Origin of the sequence: Methanoregula sp. (assembly GCF_049518935.1) — an archaeon.
Lineage (GTDB): Archaea > Halobacteriota > Methanomicrobia > Methanomicrobiales > Methanospirillaceae > Methanoregula.
In genome coordinates this window covers 233856-252207 of sequence record NZ_JBEKRH010000001.1, presented here as the reverse complement: position 1 = coordinate 252207, position 18352 = coordinate 233856, and the positions used below count along the sequence as shown (strand labels likewise).

20 protein-coding genes are annotated in these 18352 nt (G+C 54.7%); 8 read left to right on the top strand and 12 right to left on the bottom strand.

All coding sequences use genetic code 11. The features are described 5' to 3' along the window. Positions 1–5: 5 nt before the first annotated feature. The 5 genes from crcB to ABSE13_RS01175 all read right to left on the bottom strand — a co-directional run bounded on the left by crcB (position 6) and on the right by ABSE13_RS01175 (position 3542). Positions 6–368 (bottom strand): fluoride efflux transporter CrcB, encoded by a 363-nt coding sequence (gene crcB / locus ABSE13_RS01195; RefSeq protein ID WP_424026647.1) that lies wholly within the window; start codon positions 366–368, stop codon positions 6–8. Beyond that, the gene (locus tag ABSE13_RS01190) at positions 369–752 is read right to left on the bottom strand and encodes a CrcB family protein (protein WP_424026646.1); all 384 of its coding nucleotides are present in this window, start codon (positions 750–752) and stop codon (positions 369–371) included. A 78-nt stretch (positions 753–830) separates the two neighbouring features. Continuing rightward, entirely contained in the window at positions 831–1328 is a 498-nt protein-coding gene (gene sixA / locus ABSE13_RS01185) for a phosphohistidine phosphatase SixA (protein WP_424026645.1), read from the bottom strand. Positions 1329–1380: 52 nt separating this feature from the next. Continuing rightward, entirely contained in the window at positions 1381–2850 is a 1470-nt protein-coding gene (gene guaB, locus ABSE13_RS01180; protein ID WP_424026644.1) for an IMP dehydrogenase, read from the bottom strand. Positions 2851–2855: 5 nt separating this feature from the next. Further along, entirely contained in the window at positions 2856–3542 is a 687-nt protein-coding gene (locus tag ABSE13_RS01175) for a (5-formylfuran-3-yl)methyl phosphate synthase (RefSeq protein WP_424026643.1), read from the bottom strand. Positions 3543–3585: 43 nt separating this feature from the next. Between ABSE13_RS01175 and ABSE13_RS01170 the strand changes: the two genes are divergently transcribed. Together ABSE13_RS01170 and tmk are read left to right on the top strand one after the other, a co-directional pair. Further along, a complete protein-coding gene (locus tag ABSE13_RS01170; RefSeq protein ID WP_424026642.1) occupies positions 3586–4257 on the top strand; it encodes a HisA/HisF-related TIM barrel protein in 672 nt (223 codons plus the stop codon). Continuing rightward, positions 4251–4871 carry a dTMP kinase gene (gene tmk / locus ABSE13_RS01165; RefSeq protein ID WP_424026794.1) on the top strand — a complete coding sequence of 207 codons (621 nt, stop codon included), beginning with the start codon at positions 4251–4253 and terminating at the stop codon, positions 4869–4871. The genes ABSE13_RS01170 and tmk overlap by 7 nt, the downstream gene beginning before the upstream one ends. Positions 4872–5125: 254 nt before the next feature. Here tmk and ABSE13_RS01160 read toward each other — a convergent pair whose 3' ends face one another. Then, positions 5126–7723 (bottom strand): valine--tRNA ligase, encoded by a 2598-nt coding sequence (locus ABSE13_RS01160; protein WP_424026641.1) that lies wholly within the window; start codon positions 7721–7723, stop codon positions 5126–5128. Positions 7724–7864: 141 nt separating this feature from the next. Here ABSE13_RS01160 and ABSE13_RS01155 point away from each other — a divergent pair, with 141 nt between their 5' ends. Continuing rightward, a complete protein-coding gene (locus ABSE13_RS01155; RefSeq protein WP_424026640.1) occupies positions 7865–9067 on the top strand; it encodes a TIGR00297 family protein in 1203 nt (400 codons plus the stop codon). Positions 9068–9187: 120 nt separating this feature from the next. On the opposite strand, the gene ABSE13_RS01150 is transcribed toward ABSE13_RS01155, so the two are convergent. Next, positions 9188–10027, bottom strand: a complete 840-nt coding sequence (locus ABSE13_RS01150) for a DUF7847 domain-containing protein (protein WP_424026639.1) — start codon at positions 10025–10027, stop codon at positions 9188–9190. A gap of 2 nt (positions 10028–10029) precedes the next feature. Continuing rightward, positions 10030–10620 carry a pyruvate kinase alpha/beta domain-containing protein gene (locus tag ABSE13_RS01145; RefSeq protein WP_424026638.1) on the bottom strand — a complete coding sequence of 197 codons (591 nt, stop codon included), beginning with the start codon at positions 10618–10620 and terminating at the stop codon, positions 10030–10032. A gap of 106 nt (positions 10621–10726) precedes the next feature. Here ABSE13_RS01145 and ABSE13_RS01140 point away from each other — a divergent pair, with 106 nt between their 5' ends. Together ABSE13_RS01140 and ABSE13_RS01135 are read left to right on the top strand one after the other, a co-directional pair. Further along, on the top strand, positions 10727–11896 hold the full coding sequence (locus ABSE13_RS01140; protein ID WP_424026637.1) for a redox-regulated ATPase YchF: 1170 nt from the start codon (positions 10727–10729) through the stop codon (positions 11894–11896). A gap of 186 nt (positions 11897–12082) precedes the next feature. Then, positions 12083–12403: a hypothetical protein gene (locus tag ABSE13_RS01135; RefSeq protein WP_424026636.1), complete on the top strand. Its 321-nt coding sequence runs from the start codon at positions 12083–12085 to the stop codon at positions 12401–12403. A gap of 925 nt (positions 12404–13328) precedes the next feature. Here ABSE13_RS01135 and ABSE13_RS01130 read toward each other — a convergent pair. After that, complete coding sequence (locus ABSE13_RS01130) at positions 13329–13802, bottom strand: hypothetical protein (RefSeq protein ID WP_424026635.1); 474 nt, start codon at positions 13800–13802, stop codon at positions 13329–13331. Between the two features lie 214 nt (positions 13803–14016). Here ABSE13_RS01130 and ABSE13_RS01125 point away from each other — a divergent pair, with 214 nt between their 5' ends. Next, the gene (locus ABSE13_RS01125; RefSeq protein WP_424026634.1) at positions 14017–14778 is read left to right on the top strand and encodes a metallophosphoesterase family protein; all 762 of its coding nucleotides are present in this window, start codon (positions 14017–14019) and stop codon (positions 14776–14778) included. 160 nt (positions 14779–14938) lie between these two features. Further along, positions 14939–15133 (top strand): antitoxin VapB family protein, encoded by a 195-nt coding sequence (locus ABSE13_RS01120; RefSeq protein ID WP_424026633.1) that lies wholly within the window; start codon positions 14939–14941, stop codon positions 15131–15133. 199 nt (positions 15134–15332) lie between these two features. Here ABSE13_RS01120 and ABSE13_RS01115 read toward each other — a convergent pair whose 3' ends face one another. From ABSE13_RS01115 to larB, 3 genes are read right to left on the bottom strand one after another with little or no spacing between them, the layout of a single operon-like run. After that, complete coding sequence (locus ABSE13_RS01115; protein ID WP_424026632.1) at positions 15333–16619, bottom strand: hypothetical protein; 1287 nt, start codon at positions 16617–16619, stop codon at positions 15333–15335. A 56-nt stretch (positions 16620–16675) separates the two neighbouring features. Next, complete coding sequence (locus ABSE13_RS01110) at positions 16676–17182, bottom strand: nicotinamide-nucleotide adenylyltransferase (protein ID WP_424026631.1); 507 nt, start codon at positions 17180–17182, stop codon at positions 16676–16678. Continuing rightward, the gene (larB, locus tag ABSE13_RS01105; RefSeq protein ID WP_424026630.1) at positions 17179–17955 is read right to left on the bottom strand and encodes a nickel pincer cofactor biosynthesis protein LarB; all 777 of its coding nucleotides are present in this window, start codon (positions 17953–17955) and stop codon (positions 17179–17181) included. Before larB ends, ABSE13_RS01110 begins: the two co-directional genes overlap by 4 nt. 50 nt (positions 17956–18005) lie before the next feature. Between larB and ABSE13_RS01100 the strand changes: the two genes are divergently transcribed. Beyond that, complete coding sequence (locus ABSE13_RS01100; RefSeq protein ID WP_424026629.1) at positions 18006–18326, top strand: ABC transporter permease; 321 nt, start codon at positions 18006–18008, stop codon at positions 18324–18326. The last annotated feature ends 26 nt before the right edge of the window (positions 18327–18352 follow it).

The following is an 18352-nucleotide window of genomic DNA, read 5'->3' as shown; positions in this document are numbered from 1 at the left end:
CTGTTTCACCCGTGAATACCAGGGACCATGCAGATTCCCAGCGCGATCACCACACCGAGAATGCTGCCGCCCCCGTTTGTGAGGATATTGAGAAGCATCGTATAATAATCCCGATCCTCCAGCATGCGGAAGGTCTCGTAACTGAACGTTGAAAACGTGGTGAATCCTCCCATGGCGCCTACGCCGGCAAAGTAAAAAATATCCGACGGCGCCCGGGAAAAGACGATGAGTCCCAGCAGAAAGCTCCCGAGCACATTGACAAGGAGCGTACCTGCGGGAAGTCCCCGGTATGGCTGAAGCTTCGAGCACAGGTACCGGGCAACCGAACCGGCTCCCCCGCCAACCCCAATCAGGATCACGGGCTCCATTCAGGGCCTCCTTACCAGGATGATAAATGAGCGGCCGGCAAAAATTCCTCCAAGGCCGCACGCAAGGGTCAGGAAAAAGTATGCCGCTGATACCGCAGGTGGCTGCTGGACCGAGATGACGGCAAGCGTGGAGAACGTGGTGAATCCCCCGAGGAACCCGACACCTGCCAGCATACGCGCCTGACGGCTGAAACGGCCGATATAGATCGATTCGTACATGAAGATGCCCATGCAGAACGACCCGAGCGTATTGACAAAGAGCGTGCCGGGCAGGGACGAGAACATCTCCCCGGCAATAAATCTGAGAATTGACCCCGTCATCCCGCCAAGAAAAATGAGCGTGCAGCTGAAAAGTTCTGTCGTGTGGGCCGGTTTCCAGGACATGGCAGACTCTCGCTTGAGTACTTGTTGTTTGCGATGACAGATAATGCTCGTGAAAAATCCCCCCAACGGGAGGAATAATCAGTGACGGATTCCGGCCATCTGTTTTGCCATGAGAAGCCAGTGGAGTTCCCCGGAGGGGTGTTCCGTGCAGGAGAAATCGCGGATCTTTGCCAGCGCCCCTTTCATCATGACGATGCCGGCTCCGGCATCGCCCGAGATGATCCGGCCGATGAGCGATGAGAGGAGCGGCTCGTGGCCGACAAGCAGGATTGCAAAATCTTCCGGGTGCTTACCGATTTCCCGGCACACCGTATCCGGGTCCCCTCCGGGTACCAGCACCTTCCATGTCTCCGGTTTTTCCGGTGTACCAAGTATATCCGCAACAATCGCTGCGGTCTCCTGCGCCCGGTCAAGCGGGCTTGCAGCGATGAGATCGAACTGTATTCCCTGCGCGGCCATCCATTCCGCAACGGCTGCGATCTCCTCACGCCCTTTCTTTGTGAGTTTCCGGTGGGCATCCGTCAGGTTATGCCCGGCGTCCTCTGCCTTCCCATGCCGCAGGATGAAAATATCCACAAAAGCACTGAAGCCCCGGAAAGGATAAGGATTGTGCTAAAAAAGAACCGGATTATTCGAAGAGCCGGTAGTTCGGCGCTTCGTCCGTGATCATGATATTGTGCGGGTGGCTCTCGGTCATGCCGGCATTGGTGATCCGGACGAACCGGGCCTTGATATGCATTTCAGGAATAGTCTTTGAACCGGTATATCCCATCGCTGACTTGAGCCCGCCCACGAGCTGGTAGATCACTTCCCCGACGTGGCCGACATACGGGGTGACACCTTCCACGCCCTCAGGTACAAACTTGGTGCTGCCAATATCCTTCTTCTGGAAGTACCGGTCGCTGGACTGCCCCGTGCTCATGACACCCAGAGATCCCATGCCGCGGTACTGCTTGTACCGCCGGCCCTTCATCGTGATTACCTTGCCCGGGGATTCATCCGTGCCGGCAAACATGCTGCCCATCATGACCGTGTCAGCCCCGGCGGCAATGGCTTTTGCCACATCGCCGCTGAACCTGACGCCACCATCCGAGATGATAGGGATATCTGCGCCCCGTGCCACATCCGCTACCTGCGAAACTGCCGTGATCTGAGGGACCCCCGTTCCTGCAACAATGCGTGTCGTGCAGATCGAGCCCGGGCCAATCCCTACCTTGATGCCATCGACACCGGCATCGAGGAGTGCTTCGGCCGCTTCCCGGGTTGCAATGTTCCCCGCTATCACATCGGCTTTGACACTTCCCTTGATCTCCTTCACCGCCGCCACGACCTTCATGTTATGACCGTGGGCGCAGTCCACGACAATCGCGTCGACACCATTCTGGTCCAGAAGTTCTGCACGGGCAAAATCGAACGGGCCGACTGCCGCTGCCACGCGGAGGTTCCCCTTTGAATCCCGGGACGCGAGCGGGTACTGACGTTTTTCCAGGATATCCTGCATCGTGATGATGCCGAGCAGTTTTCCTTTCCTGTTCACCACGGGAAGACGTTCGACTTTATTGGTATACATGATCTCAAGCGCTTTTTCCGCGGTGATATCCTCGTTAGCCACGATCGGTTTTTTCGTCATGATCGTGGTGATCTTCTCGTCGCCGCGCTTCTGTACGATCGCCCGTACATCACGTCTGCTGACAATCCCGATGATCTTTCCCTTGTCCACAACCGGCAACCCGCCAATACTGTACTGCTGCATCAGTCGCTCCGCATCCGAGACCGTTGCGGTATCTTCGACATAGAGCACATCGCGCTCGATAAGCTCTTCGGCCTGTTTGACGGCAATGACTTCCTGCAGTTCCCGCTCGGGTGTCATATTCCGGTGAATAACCCCGATGCCTCCCTCGCGGGCGAGGGCAATCGCCATATTAGCTTCGGTCACGGTGTCCATTGCGGCCGAAACGATGGGGATATTGACCCGGATATTCCTGGAAAAGAGGGAACGGGTATCAGCCTCCGAAGGTTCGATCCAGGATGCCAGCGGTTCCAGCAGGACATCGTCAAAGGTTAATGAGAGTGGTACATCCAGTTTTTCGACAAACATTTCAATCACCTGATCATCGCAAGCGCTGTCTTGATCAAATCTTCCCGCACCGTCGCGTTCCGGTCGCCGCCACAGACCATGCCCCGCACACCGATGATCTCCGGGTTAATCCTCTTGAGCGCATCAATGTCCTCGAATTTCAGCGAGCCGGCAAGAGCGGTCCCAAGACCCAGATCCCTGTTCGTTTCCGTAAACGAGCGGAGTGTTTTCTCATCCATGAACGCAAAGGTGCTCTGGCGGTCCTTGATGCCGGTGTCAACCATGGCAAAGTCCGCCCCGCAGTCAGCGGCAACCGGAGCCATGTCGAAAGGAGATATCGAGTGCATACGCTCGTAATCGGAATATGCAGCGATAACAACGTATTTCTTCGGGAACTCCTCTTTGACTGCCCTGACTACGGCACTGATCACTTCCCGTGCCTGTTCGCGGCCTTCGAATGCGAGCCCGATCTTCACATAATCAGCCCCGGCACAGGCAGCACCGTAGGCAGCGAGAGATGCACAACCCGGCCGGAAGTCAAAATCACCAATCGCAGCGCTTACCGGTTTATGGGAAAACGATTTGATCTCCCGTATGACCCACGGGAAATTGGCGCCCAGCGAGCCCTCGGAGGGTTTCTTAACATCGATTATGTCAGCAGCAGAGGAGTGTTTTGCCTCAGAGATAGAGCTTGGGCTGACCAACAATTGCATAAAGTTTAATGATCTTTTATCCTAATAGTGATTGCGTTCGCCTATGGAACTGGTTCTTGCAATGGATTTGCGGCATAATCTGGTTGTACACGGTAAATCCGGGCACCGTGCAAGCTACAAACCGCTCGATTGGGGGTATTCCCCGACGGCTGAACCGGTCGGTTTTGTAAAAGCCATTGCACCCAGAAATATCTACATCGCAGATCTCGACCGGATCGAAGGCACCGGTTCGCACGATCGCGTTGTCCGGGAATGTGCCAGGAATGTCTCGGCATGTTATGTGGACCGGGGATGCCGGTCCCCGCAGGATCTGCTGAGCGGGTACCATATCAGGAATATTGTCGGTACAGAGACGGGCGGGGATGACCTCGCGCGGTATGGGGGTGGTCTTTTGAGTATCGATATCAGGGCCGGAAAAGTCATCCCGTCGGGGAGTGATCCGGTGGAAGTTCTCCGGAAAGCAAACGGCTGGAAATTCGACGGCTGCATCATCCTCAACATTGGTGCTGTGGGCACGGAAACCGGGCTGAACCGGGAAATACTGGAGACACTGCGGGCAGCATATCACCGGAAATTATTCTGGGGCGGGGGCGTTGCATCGGTTGCAGACCTGCATATGCTCGGCGATGCCGGGTTTGACGGGGCAATTATCGCGACTGCCCTGCACCACGGGAAGATCCCGCTGGCATGGATACGGAGGGGACGAATGTGTTAATCACGCTGGAAGGTATTGACGGGAGCGGCAAGAGCTCACTTCATACAGCGCTCAAAGAACTGCTTGCCGATCTCGACCCGGTATTTACCCGGGAACCGGGAGCAACGTGGGTAGGAGATTCTGTCCGCCGGGCAATCGCAGAGCAGATTGATCCAGTGACGGAAGCGACACTATTCGTCGCGGACCATGCTGCGCATCTCGCCAAGGTTGTCCGGCCTGCGCTTGCGGAAGGAAAGATCGTCATCTCCGACCGGTACAGCGACAGCCGGTACGCATACCAGTCCGTGACCCTCCAGGGGATTATCTCCGAACCGGAGAAATGGCTGCGGGCCATGCACAACGGCTGGACAATTGTCCCGGACCGGACATTCCTCTGTGTGCTGCCGATCGACGATGCGCTGACAAGGCTCAAGCCTGCTAGCGAGCGGGAGCATTTCGAGAAACGCGAGGTGCTTGAGAAGGTCCAGAACAATTATCTTGCGTATGCCCGGGCTGAGCCGGGGCGGTTTGTGATCGTTGATGCTCTGAAAGACCGGGAAGAGATTGCGCGGTTTGTGGCTGAGGCGATCCGGCAGATGTGGGAAGCCGGGAAAAAGAAAAAAAGGAAGAAGTGAAGCGTTTTCTCTCTCCGGAGAATTGCATTTAGATCTTTTCTTGTTTTATTGTCCGCAGTGGAGTTGCGAGTGAGCCCACCCCCTGAGGGGGGTCTCTCGGCCGCCTCGTCGGGGCCTCGCTGGGCAGATTACCGGTTTTGTTGATTGCTGGTAATTGAGCCGCCGCGGGGGCGCCCCGTCGGGGGCGGCGGCAGGCATCGCAATAATCATTAAAATATACAGTCGAAATTAATGAAAAATGATTGAATGATTTTCTATTCCTTCTTCGCAATCGTCACAATAACATCCCCGACCGTGATCACATCCACCTTCGCCCCCTCCTCCATGTAGGAGTACTTTGGCGTGAAGACATTCTCCGGGATGGCGACTTCCGTACCTTCAAGAACAATAGTCTTCGGCGGATTAGCCAGCTGATCCGGCGAGAGCGCGCGGACTGCGGTCATGAAGGCCTGCGCCTGCTTCCGGAACGTGGGGCCTACGATGCTGCGGTTGAAGTCGATGTCGGTGATGACCCGGTCGAGTTTCGCCACATCCGTGCGCCAGTGGACATCGGCGTTGAGCGTGCGGCCGGTGTCTCCCTCATCGTTGACCGTGTGCGGGGCGTAGATCGTGACCTTCCCGAGCGGGGCGTTAAGGGCAAGGCCGGCATCGTGCTTGTACTTCCGCACTTCCGCTACAACCTGCACGAGAAGGTTTCCCTCTTTCCGTGCCGCCTCGTCCTCGTACGTGAACGAGACCCACGGCTGCTTATGGACGCTGTGTCCCGGGTTGAGATACGAGTAGCATTCCTCTGCAAAATACGGTGTGAACGGGGCGAGCATACGGCACAGCGCATCGAATGCGGTATGGAGCACGAGGCATGCGCTCGCGCGGGAGGCATCCTGCTGGTAGAGGCGGCCCTTGACAAGCTCGATGTAGTTGTCGGCAAGTACGTCCCACGCAAATTCGCGGATCGCCTTGAGTGCATCATCGAACTCATAGGCCTCCATCGCCGCGCTTACCTGTTGGATTGTGTCCGAGAGCCGGACGAGAAGCCACCGGTCGGCAAGCGCCGTGACCGGCGTGTCCTTGTCAAACCCTCCTTTTTCGAGTTGGATCAGGGCGAACTTGGTGATGTTCCACATCTTTGTCTGGAACCGGGACGCAGAGACCACGTCGTTCCAGTTGAACATAATATCGGAACCGGTCGCAGCGCCCATTGCGCCCCACTGCCGGAGTGCGTCGGCACCATACTTGACCATGATCTCCTCCGGGACGATAATGTTACCCCGGCTCTTGCTCATCTTGAAGCCGTCCTCGCCCAGTACCATACCGTTGACAAGGATCTCCTCCCACGGTTTTCCTCCGGTGAGTGCGACCGACCTGAGGATCGTGTAGAAGGCCCAGGTGCGGATGATGTCGTGGCCCTGAGGGCGTATCTGGGCAGGGAAGAATGGCGGCTTCCCGCTGCCATCCCATCCGGTCACGTTCAGGACCGAGATGGAGGAGTCCATCCATGTATCGAGCACATCTACTTCGCCATCGAATGATGTGCCACCGCATTTTTTGCAGGGGTGATCCGGTTTTACGAGCGTGGGATCGACCGGGAGATCCAACTCATCCGGCACCGCCATCTCGCCGCACTTTTTACAGAACCAGACCGGGATCGGGGTGGCGAAGATACGCTGCCGGGAGATGCACCAGTCCCACTCCATCTGGTCCACCCAGTTCTCCATCCTGCGCAGCATGTGCTCGGGATACCAGGTGATCTGGTGTGCCGCTTTCTGGATCTCGTCCGGTTTGATCTTCACGAACCACTGGCGCTCTGAGAGGATCTCGATCGGTGTCTTGCAGCGCCAGCAGGTGCCCACGCGCTGTGCGAGTTTCTCCTGCCTCTTCAGGATTCCCTGCTCTTTCATATCTGCAAGAATCGCTGCGCGGCAGTCTGTGGTGTTCATGCCCCGGTACTTCCCGGCGATAGCGGTCATCTTTCCCTGCCGGTCGATCGCCTTCCTCAGCGCGAGGTTGTGCTGTTTCCACCAGTGGACATCCTGCTTGTCCCCAAAGGTACAGACCATGACCGCGCCGGACCCGAATGCCGGATCCACGGCCTCATCCTGTACGACCGGAACATCGTGGCCGAAGAGCGGAACCTTCATGGATTTTCCCCTGAGCTTGTGGTAACGCTCATCAGTCGGGTGGACCGCGACTGCCACACAGGCCGCCAGCAGCTCGGGACGTGTGGTTGCGATCTCTACACCATCAAAATTGAAGTAGTTGAGCTGGGTTTCCCGGTCATCGTAGGAAACTTCCGCAAACGCGATCGCGGTCTCGCACCGGGTGCAGTAGTTTACCGGGTGCTCGCTCTGGTAGATGTAACCGGAGGCCAGCATGCGCAGGAATGAGAGTTGCGTCTTGCCGAAGTACTTCGGCGTCATCGTGATGTATTCATTGCTCCAGTCCGTGGAGAAGGCCATCTTCCGCAGAGTGATGCGCATTGCCGCGATGTTCTTCTCGGTCAGTTCGCGGCACATCCGCCGGAACTCCTCGCGGGACACATCGTTCTTCGTGATGTGGTTGAGTTCCTCTACCTTCACTTCCGTGGGAAGGCCGTGGCAGTCCCAGCCCTGCGGAAACATCACGTTAAAACCCTTCATGCGCTTGTAGCGGGCAAAGAAGTCGATGTAACACCAGTTCAGTGCATTGCCGATATGGAAATTCCCTGTCGGGTAAGGAGGCGGGGTATCGATGACGAACTGCGGCTTCTTCGAGTTCCGGTCAAAATAATGATCCTCATCGCGCCAGGTTTTCCGCCAGCGCTCTTCCACTTCGGCGAAATCATAGTTTTTCGGCAGTTGATCAGATGACACCATTTGTGCAGAAGGTTGGTTGTGAAATAAAATATAGTGATCGTATCCAGCCCGGGATAATCCTCCCGTTTCACCGTAACCGGGTAGTTCCGGTCCCATGGTGCATAATAAAACTCTTTTTGCTTGAAAACAAATGACTGTCCAATGCAGCGACAACGGGGTCTTGGTTTTGCATCGGCATTCGTCGGTGGGGCGATCCTCATCGGCCCCTATATGAAACCCACCTGGCTGATGGGGCTCGTTGTCATATTCTTCGCCCTGCTCCTCTGGCGCTTTTTCGATACCAGGTACCTGACCTATACCATGTGCGTTCTTGCCGCGCTCTACGGTATCGGTCTCCTTCCGTTTTTTGTCTTTTCCACAACACTTGCAATGCTTGTGCTGGGGGAACTCGTATTCCAGACCGGTGCGGATGACCTGAACACGTACCTGTATTATGTGATCTCCACCGCATGGGCCGGCGTACTGGTCATGGCATACCTCCACGAGACTGCGATCCTGACCGTTATCTTTGGCATTATCGCTGCGGTCCTCCTCAAGGTGATCCTCCTGAAATATGAGGATTCCCTGGTTATCGAAGGTGTTGGTATCGCGATGACCATGTGGCTGATCCAGGAACTCAATTACCAGGCCGATCTCCAGATGGTGGTGGCGGCAGTCATTGTCGGGTTCACGTTTGCCTATTTTGCTTTCCGCTCAAAAACAGCGGATCTCTCGGGGCTGTTCTCTTCCGCACTTGTCGGGATCGTTCTGCTGGTATTTGCCGGCCCCCGCTGGTTCCTGATTATGCTGGTCTTTTTCATCGTGGGATCGGCAGCCACCAAATACAAGTTCGAGTACAAGAAGCGGATTGGGGTGGAACAGGGGCAGAGCGGGGCGCGGGGGTACCGGAATGTCTTTGCAAACGGGATCGTGGCTACGGCTGCAGCCGTTCTCTTCGGCGTGTTCCAGCAACCGATCTTCATTGTGATGTATGTCGGCAGTGTGGCAACGGCTGCGGCGGATACACTGGCAAGCGAGATCGGTGTGACCGGAGGGATCCCCTACATGATCACAACTCTCAAAAAAGTTCCCATCGGTACGAATGGCGGGGTGACGCTTGTCGGTGAATCGGTTGCCATGATAGGCGGCCTGATCGTCTCACTTGCAGCGTTTTTCCTGGGTGTGATCACTCTTCCGATGGTTCTTGTCTGCACGCTCGCCGGGTTTGTCGGTACCAATATTGACAGCCTTGTCGGGGCCACGCTCGAGAACCGCGGGTTCCTCGGTAATGCGGGAACAAACCTGCTGGCTACCATTGGCGGAGGGCTGTTCTCAATGGCCTTGTTCATCCTCATGAAATTGTAGAAAAAACCAAAAATAAAAATAAACATGGTTGCGTCCGGGGTTTTGGTACCCCGCCTGCCCTGTCTGTTTTCCCTACCGTATTTTACAGCAATCTTTCAGCTGGTTTTGCCCGGTTCTCATTCAGTATTTATACCAGCGCCCCTTGCTGTCGAATTCACCCGTCACTTGCTGGACGGGAACACCCGTCTGCGCCAGGGTCTTGAAAAAGCACGCTTTGTACGTGAAAAGCACAGGCACGAGGATAAGGCAGGCAATAAAGAGCATACCTGCGGTGATCCACATGCCGTCAGGGCCGATCATGGCGATTATTTGATCCGGGGTGAATGCCTGGATCTGCGCTTCGGTGTAATGGGTGAGGGGTTCGAGCTTGTCGTAGAGTGCCGCTTCCCAGAGAACCATGAGGCTGAACAGGATTCCCATCATAATTACGGCAGAGATCGCCAGGAAGGCGATGACCTCCTGCAGGTGGTTTCCTACCAGGTCGATACTGCGCCGGATAGCATCGAATACACCGCGATCTTCAAATACTGCTGCCGTGTCGCAAAAGAACGAGAGGATGATGCTTGGGATCATGATCCCTATGGAAACCGATGCCATGAGCACGGGATCCGGGGTGGTCCCGGCCAGCGTCAGGGTAATGATGATCAGAACAAAGATGAGCATCACGGTAAAGAGGATGACCAGCAGGGGGAGAAGAACCCTGAAATAATACCTGGCGCCACCTTCGAGCAGAGTCCGGATATCCCCGCTCCCGTTCCTGACACTCCAGAAAATGCCGGTAATAAAAAGGAGCGCGGCAAGGGTGGCAACGATCAGCAGCCTGCTGGTAAAAAAATCCCCGCTTATATTAAGTATCAGCCAAAGCGCTGCGGCAAATAATCCGCAGATTATCCCCGGGATCCAGAGGAACGGCATCCGGGAAAGGAGCCCGAGGGCATTTTTGAGCTCAGGGATCGCCATTGTTACCGGACCCTTGGCATGGCAACGATCTCCCGCACCTGGAGATCGAAGAAGCTGGCGGTGTGGGCAGGCCTGATCACGCAGACCGTATCCGCGCCGGTTGCCGTACCCCCGACTGCAATCACCTCGTCATCCACCCCGATTGCACCCTGGTCGGCCGCAATCAGGACGCATTCGACGGCAACTTTCAGCCCGACCGCAACAATTCTCCTGAGTGCTTCGGCAATTGCCTCGGTCCGTGAGCCGCCACCGATTCGTGGAGACCGGGAGATCGCCCTTTCGAGCCCAGACAGCGCGTGGGTGCCGGTGACGATGGTGACCCCCTGCTTCCGCAGTTCCGCAGCAATCTCTTTTGAAAATTCCCATTCTCCGGGTTTTGTGAACCCCATAACATGCGTGACAACGACCAGCTGGATTCCAGAGCCTTTGAGGGCTTCAGAAAAAACCTGCGCGGTCTTGCCGGAAGAACTCGCGACTACTACCGTTTTTACCCCGATCTCCGCTGCCCGCTCACGGGAAAAGCGCGCCGCATCGGCAGTGTTCCCTGCCCCGGGCGCATCAAAAAAGTAGCATTTTCTCTCAACAAATGTCATAAGTACCTTTTAATAAGCCGTAGTGGAAAAACTTTGTCAGATTCATGCCGGTACCTCCGGACATCATTTTACCCATTCTCAATCCAGACCCGATGAGGAACAGATCATGCTCACGCTTGCCCTTGCAGGAAAACCAAACTGCGGAAAATCCACGTTTTTCAAGGCTGCCACTATGGCGAATGCCGAGATTGCCAACTACCCGTTCACGACCATCAACCCGAACTTTGGCGTGGCATATGTACGAACGAAGTGCGCCTGCACGGAACTGAATGTCAAATGCAGCCATTGTGTTGACGGCAGCCGGTTTGTTGCCGTGAACCTGATCGATGTGGCGGGCCTCGTGCCCGATGCGCACAAAGGAAAAGGACTGGGCAACCAGTTCCTCGACAACCTCCGGCAGGCCGATGCCATCCTGCATATCATCGATGCGAGCGGGGGCACGGACAGCGAAGGGAACCCGGTCGGTGTCGGTAACCATGATCCCGCGGAGGATGTGAAGTTCCTCGGTTTTGAGATGACCATGTGGGTCTACGGCATCCTGGACAAACACTGGACCCGGATCAGCCGACAGTCCCAGGGAAAAGGCGCGGCGATCCAGCAGGGCATTGCCGAGTCCTTCACCGGCCTTGGTATCACGACAGAAGATGTGCGGGACATCGAACTGAAACTCAAGCTCGATCTCGTCCATGCGACCATGGATGATCTCGTCCCGCTCTGCGCGGAGATCGTGAAGATCTCAAAACCGATGCTCGTTGTCGGGAACAAGTTCGATGAGACACCGGAAGCACTCCGCACGAAACTCGCAGGGGAGCAGGTCTTCTTTGCAAGCGCGGCATCGGAACTGGCCCTGCGCAATGCCGCGGCTGCCCACGTGATCCAGTACCTGCCGGGCGACGAGATGTTCAAAATTGCAAATGAGAGCACGCTCTCACCGGCCCAGAAGGCCGGCCTTGCAAAGATTGCTGACGTGATGAAGCAGTGCAAAGGCACCGGTGTACAGCAGGTAATCAACAAGGCAGTCTTCGAGCTGCTCGATATGATCGTGGTCTACCCGGTCGAGGATGAGAACCATTACTGCAACAAGCAGGGCGATGTGCTGCCCGACGCCTTCCTGATGAAGAAAGGATCCACGCCGCACGATCTCGCGTACCAGGTCCATACGGAGATCGGCAAGGGTTTCCTGTACGCCATCGACGCCCGCACCAAGATGCGGATTAAGGAGACCCATATACTGAAGAATGGCGACGTGATCAAGATCGTGAGTGCCGCCAAGTAAGTGCGGGGCCCTGCGGCGGCTGTATGACGTTTGTCATGCAATTGTCAGACAATGCAGCCGCACTTTGTAAAAATACCGGCAAATTTCCGTTTTTTTGCGACAAAAAAGACATTTTCCCCGCAAGGTTTATAAGCGGGCAAAAGGTAAAGTGAAATTACCGAAGAAAGAACCAGGAGGTGGATGAGAATGAGTGGAGAAATTTACCAGGCACAGGTGATCAGGAACTTCTTTGACTGCATCACCGGTACTGACCGGAACTTAACAAGGATCTACATGTGTGTCATGAGCCTTGCAAAACTCCGCATGGAGCCTCCTGAGAAGATGTCGGCGCTGGTGGACCAGCTGCGCAAGAGCAAGATCCAGAAGGAACTCTCGGTTGATATCCTCGATTACATGTGCGATGCGGCAAATCAGCTGGAACTCACGCAGGTCCAGACCGCGTTTGGTGTCAAGGATATCCGGGAAGTTGCCCAGGACTTCAGCGGGATTAGTATGGACAGCCTGTAAGTGGGCTGTCCGACATTTTTTTATGATTATTTCCTGATTTCGTGTACGTTGTTGCACCTGTTACGATTAACACTGCCGCCCCCGCGGCGGATCAGTAACTAAACACCAATCTAAAAAACCTCCCTGCCCCGCCATGCCTCGAAGTTCGTACGAACTTCTTGAATTCGCGGTTCTGCGACCCACTCATTCCACGGAGAGGCCCTGTGGCGGGGATCCCTCGAAAATTTGATCAACCAGGATTTTTTTAATTTCAGCAGGGAGTTTGATTGTTCCTGTCCGTTTTTACCATGTTGTACGAGGGTGATGGGGGGTCGGGCACCATAAAATCGATCTTCCATCAGGCCGAATCTGCTTATGGACAATGCCCGCATTTCCATGGAATTGTTGACGGTAATTCCTGCTCCGGGATCGCGGTCCGGGCCCGGGTCGCCCGGGTTTCAGGGTCGTTACGTTTTGAAAAAAAGTGGTCCGACCCCCCAGCCCCATCCATATTCCGGCCTGATTTTGGTGCGGAATTGTTGTGAATTTACGACGTGAACTTTTCCTGCAGAAGAGGGTCGGAATGAACAACGTGTGTTGGGGGGGTCGGGCAGTGTATTTTGTGTGACCCCCCTGCCCCTCATGGATCTTGCGGGTTTGCCTGCCACATGAGGGGGGCTCCAGACCCCCTGCCCCCGACGGGGCACCCCCGCGGCGGCCCGCTAAAACGCATTGCGGGGCTCTGGAGGATATTATATGGGCTTCATTTTTGGACTTTTTCGCAAAATAGGGCGATTTTGGCAGATTTTTACACGAGGATACCAATATTATGGGTTTTTTGGGATCAGTGGCTGTGCTGGTCAGGCCATTTAGCATGGGGTGTCGTGCTGACAGATATCCGGAATTTTTTAAATTGTTTTCAAAAAATTCAGCGCGAAGGTTACACTCAATCGATTCCCATCGCTTTCTTATAATCCGTCAGGAGCCGGACGATCAGCCTCCGGTGCTCCTCCAGTGCATCCTCATCGTCTTCTGAGGTGATCAGCGCCACGACATAAACGAGGATGATGGCATTGTCGAGTTCATAGGTGCCAGGATCCTCGATCTTCTCCTCTGGCAGATTGATTGCCGTAAACCTGCGTTCTTCCGGGGAGAATGCAACCGTGAGATCGGCTGTAACCTGCGAATTGTTGCGATCCTGTGCATTTGCCCTGACAATGGAAAGTGCTTTTTTAAGTGCTGCATTGGAAGCGCTGTCCGGAATGAGAGAGATCGCATGAGTGCATTCCCGGACTGCATTTGCATAGATCCCGAATTTGAAGGCAAGGAACGCAGAAGCGATCTCATGGGCAGTGGTTGGTGGGAACCCGGGATAGGATGCTCTCATGCGCTCGATATAGGTGTCAAGAAACTGTTCCATAATGTACGATCCTCACATGAGTGTGTTTATCATATCCAGTTGTCAGGAAATCCCGGATGGTATTATCGTCATCGTGGTGGTATCCTGCGTTTGGTCTGATAGTAGTTTTATGATCCTTATCTCATGAACGTATCTTAATCCGGTTTTCCTGATATGTTGAACTCCCGGTATCAATGGTTTATATGAGAATGAAGCACTAATATTTCCCACCGGTATGGGTGCAGTAATTTTTTCTGATGTACACGCCGATGCAGTTGCTATCGGATCACTTGCGACCTGCATCCGTTCACCCTCATTTAAGAAGGACTTCGGATCTGTTGACATACTTGTAAATCTCGGAGATCTCCTCCACCGCGGGAGCCGTCCCCAGGAAACCCTTGAGAAGATCCATACCCTTTCACGGGAATTCCGCCTTGTATCTGTACTTGGCAACCACGATCACGCCTTTCTTCACGGTATCCTTGTCAGCGGGAGCGATGCGGCAAGTACTTACCGGCATGAACAGCTCCGCGATTCCCCGCTTCTGTCGGTATTCGATGCGATGCCCATGGAATGGGCCGATAAGGGAATGCTTTTCGTGCATGGCGGCCCCCTGGATCTCGGAACCCAGACCCTCCGGCTGAAGTGCTGGCAACGGCTTTCCCACCAGAGCGGGGATTTTTTTACCGGATACCATTACACCGCTTCGATGGCATTCGATGCGCTCGAGCAGCGTGGCCTGACCCATATGTGCTGCGGTCACCAGCACCAGCATATCTGCTGCAGGAAAACGATGGATGGTATTGTGGAACAGCGGCTTGATTTCACACCGCTTGAACTGAAACAGAATGACACGGTCATACCTCTTGAAGTGGCCCGGATTCCCCTTGACTGCCCGACACTGCTGCGAGTCGGGGGGTGCCACGGGGATGTACCGGAATTTGCCTACACGGATTTCTCTACGTTCTCGTTCATCCGTATACTCCCGGACTCCTGAGAAAATCTGTGGACTATCATTTTTTTGGGATTTTTTCTTACCGGACATTTAAGCAGATCTCGCCATTTCAGGTTCCCCGGGTCGACTTTATTTAAAGTCAGACGCGTATTTTTCCATTTTATCAGAAATATTTATATATTGTGACCACAAAGTGGTAATTATGCCTCGTGCAGGAGAGGGGCGGTCGATCCGGATTGACCCTGACGTGTATGAGGCGCTTCTCACACTCAAACGTGGGAATATGACGTTCTCAAACGTTATAGCCAAAATGCTTCAGGACTGCTATGGCTGGTCGGATTATCCTCCGGCAAGCCAGAGAGAACTGGAAGATTTCATCGAGATAAAATCCCGGTGAATCAAAACAAATCTCCCAGGATCATTCCGGCACACCCGCTGGAATTGGAGTATTGGATCCCATGAAAATAATGTTGACTGAAGACCTGAATCAGGAAAAGCTCAACTGGCTCATAGAGCATGTCGATGAGATGGTCTCGGATCTGGAAGAATATGAGAATGAAACCTGATCACCGGAACACCCTGCCGGCCTGTCACCCTCATGACGGCATCTGGTCATTAATCTGAATTTGCACGTTCTCTTCCACTCTCTCTATTTTTTTACGCAGATCTTCTGTTAACGCCGGAATTCTCTCCTGGGTTTTTACGCGCCACTCTGCAAGATCGCGCTGTGCATGCTGCTCTTTTTCCAGCATGGATTTCAGTTGCGCTTTTTCACGCCCAAGCGAACCGATCTTCATGAGCAGCGGATCGGTGACCAGTGCCTCCTCTGTTTTCCGGTACTCCTCTTCCCGGGTGACCAGTTCCCGGCAGGTTCTGCGTATTGTAGTGCAGAACTGTGGTATATCGGAAAAAATTGTCCGCTCCTCCTTGTTTTTCAGGGCAATATCCCCGGCTGCTATCATCTTCTCTGCGATTGGACAAGCCTCAAAAAGGATCTCATAAAGTTGATCAGCGTCCGGGACCTCATGGCTTGAGAGAAGATCCATTGCGCTATTTATCAGAGCAATCTCCTGTGTGTGGTGCTGACGGGTTGCAATCTTTTCCGCTTTCCGGAAGACATGCGATGCGGTCATGGAAAGTGCGGAATATGATCGTGCAACTTCATCACGTGCCTTTGTAATGCCGGCAAGCTCATTTTTCTTTGCCGCCACGCCGGCCTGCCGCTCATCGTCCGCAAGTGCCAGTTCTTCGTTCCCTATTGTCTCGATACGGCTGGTAATTTCTGTAATTCTCAGAGCTATGCGCCGGTCTTTATCAGCTGATTTGTGGAAATCTGATTTCAGGTCCTTAACCGTCGCAAATACCGAGCGTACTACTGCAATATCCTGCATCTCTCTCTTGTACTTTACGAGAAATCCCGTGACAATATTGATCTCCCGGCCCATCGCATCGATGCCCATCTTGATGCTTTTCATCTCTTCCGGAAAGACAACCTGGAGATACCTGCCCTGTCCCCGCGCACTGTTGAGGCAGCCTTTCACGCATTCGACAGCCGCCGTGTAGAACTCCTCGGGATCTTCGGGGAGTTCCTTTGCCAGGGAAGCGTTCATGGCTTTTACAAAGAGTGGGAGGGAGTTCTTCGCTATACTTTTGAGTTTTGGGTGGAGTTCGGAGTCGTGTTCAGCGTTTTCTACACTGTTGACAATAAGCTGGAGCTGGGCAGCGGCATTCCTGATAGTGCGGATCGGCTCACCCGTATCTGAAAGAAGAATGGTCCGGTTTTTTGTCTCACGCTCAGCTATCCAGACGGGGATTGAATCAAATGCAATGGTCTTTATCGCTGATCGGTTCCCGCCAAAGATCTTTCGTATGAACTCATGCATGGGTTGTCACCGCTATTTTCACTGCGTGCCTCTCAACCGTCATCTGCAAACGGCGATCAATCGTCCCGGGCAATCTGGCACAGCCGCGCAGTCCCCTCAATTTCATCGAGAACCTGGACAACAGCGCGCGGGACCAGTTCTTTCCATGGCTCTCCTGCAAGCATGCGCCTCCGGATCTCGGTACCGCTGAGGAGTTCTCTCTCGTACATTGCCGGAGACTGCACGTCAACACCAGACTCTTTGAAAAGCTGGACTACAAGAGGGTTTGACGAATAGCAGGTATCAAATGGCGGGGTCATAGACCGGACATGGGCCACCCAGAGCGCATTGCGCTGGATATCCTCAATCGGGATCACATAGAATGGGCAGTCGAGTGATGAGAGTGCACGGGTGATCATCAGTACGCGTTCGCCGGAGGTGAACGGATTGGCTACGTTATGGGAGAGCTGCGCGCTCCCGACGCCGATGATGATCTCATCCACATGCTTCGCGATGTGTTCAAGCACAGACTGGTGTCCGTTGTGGTACGGCTGGAATCTGCCGATATAAAACCCGCGCTTCATGGTGATACCCCGTTGTTTGCTATCCGTGCTGCAAATGCCCCGGCAGTAAACCCGGCGTCAATATTTACTACGGCCACGACCGAACAGGACTGGAGCATACTGGCAAGCGCGGCCTGCCCCAAACCCATGTAGCCATACCCGACGCTGACCGGTACTCCGATAACCGGCTTATCGATAAGCCCCGCGACCACCGCAGGGAGCGTCCCCTCGCGCCCGGCACAGACAATAAATGCATGTGCTCCAAGCAAAGGCTTGAGTGCCGGGAACAACCGGTGAATGCCTGCTGCACCTACATCGTATGCGGTCCTGACAACACAACCCATCTCCTCTGCAATCACACGTGCCTCTTCCGCTACCCGGATATCGGAAGTGCCCGCAGTAATTATTGCCACGATCCCCCCGGTGGGTTTCGGTGCGGAGGCCTTCCCGACCACCAGCACGCGCCCGGCTTCCCGGTATTCTGCAGGAATACCTGCATGACCCGCACGTTCGCAGATCAGCGATGCCTGCGCCGGGTCAACGCGCGTAACTACACATCGGCCGGCAGTTTCCGCAAGACGGATCGTAATCTCTGCCAGGTGGTGAGGATCCTTTCCTTCGGCAAGAATGACTTCAGGCATGCCGCACCGCACGTTCCTGCCGAGATCAAGGCAGGCAAAGTCACCGATCCTCTCGAGCCGGAGCCCCTCAATCGCCTCAGCTGCAGCCTCGAGGGAGATCTTCCCGTCCCGGTACCGGGCAAGAAGATCCTGTAACGTCGGGTTTGTTGGCATGGTTCAATAATACAGATATGGAACGGCGCATAATAAGTTAGTTCATTGCCATGTCGTACCTGGTCTATGTTGCGATCTTCGGGACCGTCTCGGTCATCTTCCTCTGGCTGCGGGATGCCAGGATCTTTTTACGGACCGGCCTGCCCGGCTACCGGAAGGCCGCGTACTGGGGTGTGGCATATGGCGCGCTCGCATCCCTTGGCTTCCAGGTCACGTGGTTCATGCCGGATTACGAGATTCTCGGGCTCGGACTGATCCTTGGCGCTCTCTACCTGCAGGTCAACCGCAAAAAAGAGAAGATCTGGAGTGGCGAGGGAACACCCGAGCGCTTCCTTGGCAGCGTGCAGAGAAAACGGGCGAACAAGAGATAATAGTTTGCGAACAAAATGAGGATAGG